Source organism: Autumnicola tepida (assembly GCF_031846485.1).
Classification (GTDB): Bacteria; Bacteroidota; Bacteroidia; order Flavobacteriales; family Flavobacteriaceae; genus Autumnicola; species Autumnicola tepida.
In genome coordinates this window covers 1-4,631 of sequence record NZ_JAVRHQ010000049.1, presented here as the reverse complement: position 1 = coordinate 4,631, position 4,631 = coordinate 1, and the positions used below count along the sequence as shown (strand labels likewise).

Below are 4,631 nucleotides of genomic sequence, written 5' to 3'. Positions count from 1 at the left end.
GGTCTCGCATAACGACAAGTGGCGCGGAGTTAGGGACGCGGATTTGTCGGCTTACCGATTTTGTTTGTTATGGAAACCAATTTAGTTCTTTTCTATGAATCCCGCCATTTGCGGTATGCGTTGTTGGCACCAGTTAATTTGTCCATTTTTTCACTAGATCTATAAATTCGTTTTGGCGGTCAATAAAAACATTATGCGAGCTATTTTCTAAATATTCTACATTCTCATCACCTAAAATATTTACTAAAGAGTCAATTTGTTCTGGTGAGTATAATCCATCTTCTTTACCATATATTCCATAAACAGAAACCTTTTTGTTTTTTAAATTTTCAAGATTAATTTTTATTGAAAGAGAAGTATAATGTTCATTTTCCCAAAACTTTTGAGGAGCTAAGTATTCATTTTTAGAAGCATATTTTTGAAGTAACGTATCTGTTTTAAATTTTTGATATAGTTCAATAGCTTTTTGATTTGGATTTTTAGTGGAATAAAATCCGTTTGACATAGCATGCATAAAGCTATAAGTTGCATATTCTAAACTTGTACTATCCATATTTTGCAACATATTTATATAGTTCAAATTTACTTTGTCATCTTTCTTAGTGTAAATCTCTTTTGATGATGCAATTATGTTTTCAAATGTTTGAGGCATTGAAATAGGAACACTTACTAAAATCAAATTATCAATTTTATCTGAATATTTATCAGTAAACATAGTTCCTATAATACCTCCGAAACTATGACCTATTAGAGTTGCTTTTTTTAGATTATATTTTTGAAAGATTTGGTTCAAATCCTCAAATGTTTGTGTAAAAGTATATTCTGCTTTTAAATTTTCATTTCTACCTTCTCCACGTCTATCATAGGAAATAACAAAGAATCCATTATTTGCCAATTCGTTAGCAGTTGTTTGTTCAAATGGAACACTATTGTATCCTGGACCACCGTGTAAAAATATTAGTGCTTTGTCATTTTTGTTTCCAAAAGTTTGTATTTCTAGTTCCTGTGCAAATACTTTATTTCCAAAAAGTGTTAGAAATAATACAACAATGATTTTGTTCATTTTTTATTCAGAATTTTCTTATTAATTGGTGCCAACGGTTACGGTTATGGACAAGTAGCGGGAATAAGGACGCGAATTTGTCGGCTTAACCTTTTGTTTCTTGGTTTTCTAAATTACACTTTTTCGTCAAAACCCGCTATTTGCTATAACCGATGTTGGCAGCTGTGCAATTCTATAATATTTTAGGAAACCAAAATAGTAACGATAATTGCGATTATTGCTAAAATCACTGTAATAATAATACCCCATTTTTGCCATCTAAAAGATTTTTTTGAGAGATCATTTTTATGGGAAGTTCCAGTTGTATTCTTTTTACCAACTGATATTGGTCCTTTATTATTTGAAATATTCTTAGCTTCGATTTTATCACCCATTATTATTTCATTTTTAATGTTTAATCCATCTAATGGAATTGTTTGTTTATGAGCGTCTTTCAAAAGATTTTTGGTCGGAACAGAATATCTAACATTTGTATTATTTTCTCTTAACCCTTTTAGTACTTCTTCCAAGCTATCCACCTCAATTATCTTTGCTTCAAAATCTTCAAATTCATTTTTATTAGAATCTTTAAAAAAATCAAATATTTCTTTCAATGTTCTATCTAAATAATCAAAAACTAAAGATAGACATAGAAAATCCGAATTTGTTTCTTTTCTAAACTCTATATATTTTTCTTTATAGTTAAAAACTTCAAAGACATCTTCTGGTGAAAAATTTCTTTTAAAATTTGAAATCGTTTCTATATTGCTGTTATAAATACTTGTATAATTATTGTCACCTAACCAAATTTGGAGTTCTGTTAGTTTATTATTAACTGGTAAGCAGACGTTATTTTTGATGATATTAAATTCTTCGTCAATTTTGGATTGGAGATTATCAAATTCTTGCTTATCAATATAGTTATCTTGTGGATTTAATTTCTTTTGCTGAAATTTAATTGCTTCTAGTTCGCTGCATAACGGAACATAATCTTCAACATATTTCTTTTTGTTACTATCTAAAAAGTCTATAAAATTGAATAGATTCTTAATTTTATCTGGAATCATAGATTTGTTCTTTAAGAATAAATAAAGTTATGCATTGCTGCCAACGGTCCCGGTTAACGACAAGTGGCGCGGAATTATGGAGGCGTATTTGTCGGCTTACGTTTTGGTTTGTTATTGAAACTAAGTTAGTTCTTTTCTAGAAAACCCGGCATTTGCGGTAACCGGTGTTAGCGGTAGTACCTTAACTAAAATTAATTGAAAAGGTCGTCTATTTCACTATTGGAGGAATCTTCTGAATTATTAGATTTTATATTGACTTTTTGAAATGAATAGTCACGATATTCTTCGTGCGGATCTGTAGATAAATTATCTTGAATTGTTTGCATCCATTCTTCTTCATCGTATTCTAAATCGAAATCATTTTCTATTCCAACTTTTGGAAGTAATTCCTCAATCAAATAGTCTTTCTCATATTCTAAATCATGGTAAATATCTTCTATAGTATCTATGGATGTTACTTTTCTATAGATATTATTAAGCTCATCTTCTTCCTTTTGCATCATAACTCTCTCGATACAGTCGGAAATATTAATTCTTCCATTTATCGAATCGATATAATCCGAGTATGAAATATTGAATTGCATAAATAGAAGTGGTATATCTCTCAAATCATCCTCTCGATTAATCTCATTGATAATATTTTCAATTATTTGGTAAAAATTATTTTGAATAATTTTATATGTAAGTGGATATTTCTCTTCCTTGATCTGAAATATATTATTAAAAATATTCGAAAATGTACCGTAATCCCAGCTATCAACAATATCCATTTCAAAAATGATTTCTTTTGTAAGATTGTCAATATTTATGTCACAGCAGAAATTTATTAATATTGAAAAATACCTTGAATAGGTGCGAACATTTTGATTTACAGTTTTGGATAAGTCTTTTGAGATTTTCCTTTTAAGAATATTTGTAATTCATTTTCTAATGGTAATACTTTGAATCTTTCTAATTGGTTTAAATAGACTATGCTACTTATAATGTCTTTCCTAACAGAAAAAGATTCTTTAGCATATGATATAAAAAAGTCAGCTAAGGAAGGGTTAATAAAACTATATCTTCTAGAAAGATTTTCTTGGAAGCTGTTTAATCTGGATACAAGAAATCCATTAAGGAGAGTTTTAATTGACTTATTAAATTGGTCATTTTGGATTATTTGATTGTGAGCTTCTTTCTCATAATTTAATCGATTGTCAAAAGCCTTGATGAGTATATCTTCATCTACTTCATTACCAAACGAAAACATAGTTAATAATAGACATTTATCGAAATGATTAATTTGATTGTTGAAAGAGTGTCTCCATATTTCCTCTGGATTATCCAAGTTTCTTAAAATAAACTCCTTGTAATCTTTTCTAGTAAAATCTTTGATTTGGAATTCGTTAGTGATAAATTCTACTAACCTGGGAGTGTAGTTTCTGTGTTTTATGATTTTCCTATAAAAATTGTTCTCAAGTAAAACTTCGTAGAACCTTTGGTCTACATTTTTATGGAAAAAGTGATTATATAATATTTGAGCTTTTTCGAATGCACTATAATCAGTAAGTTTAAGTTCAAATTGCCTTTTGTTCAGGTTCGACCTATTTAATTTCTCGTATCTATTTGTGGCAATGTTTAATACAACAGTTCTTGTTGTTAATATTAGATATTTGTTTGGTGTGTTTATTATCCGATCTACAAAATTTGTAAGACGAGTTTCCCGGTTATGAGAGTTCATTATCTCAGTATAATTTGCACCTAAAAAATCATCAAAATAGATTATTTGTTTTGAATTATTATCAAAAGATATAATACTTTCTGCTTCTCCAATATCTTCAATTTGGTAAATTTCAAATCCTTCCCTTAAACGATCGAATAATAAAATTTCAGCTAAGGAAGTTTTACCAATTCCAGGTTGCCCTGTTATTAATAGCAATTTCTTCTTCCTCAAGATTTTATTTGCATGATCTAACTTTTGTGTTACTACGTAGTAATTTATTTTTCTTTTTAATTCTTTTATAAAAAATTTGGTTCTACCTTCTATAGCTTTGTTAAAAATTGATTCAAGAATATTTATACTCGACAACCATAACTTATAGTGCTGCTTTTCAATATCTGGATATTTATTTAGGTACTCGTTTAACTCATCTCTTCCAATAATATCGTTTGAAGTCTGGACATATGGGGATAAAATTTTCTTTAATTCATCTTTATTTTGAGCACTCAATGCTAGCGATGTTACAACAATATATCTATTAGGTTTTAAGTCTTTGATCTTAGGTAATTCTTTTTTTTCAAAATCATGTTTTAAGTTGGAATATTTTGAATTACTATAATGTTTGGCTTGAACTATTATAGAATTATTATTATCACTGGTTGAATGCCTTAAGTCAATACCTTTATCTTTTCCTTTTTTGAAACTTTGTAGTTTGAACTTAAATTCTTTATTCAATAAATCTCTAACTATTATTTCAAATTCTTTATCATTTATAGTTGAGAAGTCGTAATTGTTCATTGAATTAATATTAGGTATTACCGCT

Annotated in this window: 4 protein-coding genes; all 4 read right to left on the bottom strand. The window is 28.4% G+C overall.

Annotation, left to right across the window (positions count from 1 at the left end; translation table 11 throughout):
* Window positions 1-133 precede the first annotated feature (133 nt).
* Entirely contained in the window at window positions 134-1,063 is a 930-nt protein-coding gene (locus tag RM553_RS19070) for an alpha/beta fold hydrolase (RefSeq protein WP_311536557.1), read from the bottom strand.
* A gap of 182 nt (window positions 1,064-1,245) precedes the next feature.
* On the bottom strand, window positions 1,246-2,109 hold the full coding sequence (locus RM553_RS19065; protein WP_311536556.1) for a hypothetical protein: 864 nt from the start codon (window positions 2,107-2,109) through the stop codon (window positions 1,246-1,248).
* Between the two features lie 191 nt (window positions 2,110-2,300).
* The gene (locus RM553_RS19060; RefSeq protein ID WP_311536555.1) at window positions 2,301-2,879 is read right to left on the bottom strand and encodes a hypothetical protein; all 579 of its coding nucleotides are present in this window, start codon (window positions 2,877-2,879) and stop codon (window positions 2,301-2,303) included.
* A 98-nt stretch (window positions 2,880-2,977) separates the two neighbouring features.
* Window positions 2,978-4,631 (bottom strand): nSTAND3 domain-containing NTPase (locus RM553_RS19055; RefSeq protein ID WP_311536554.1); only part of this gene is annotated, 1,654 nt, incomplete at its 5' end.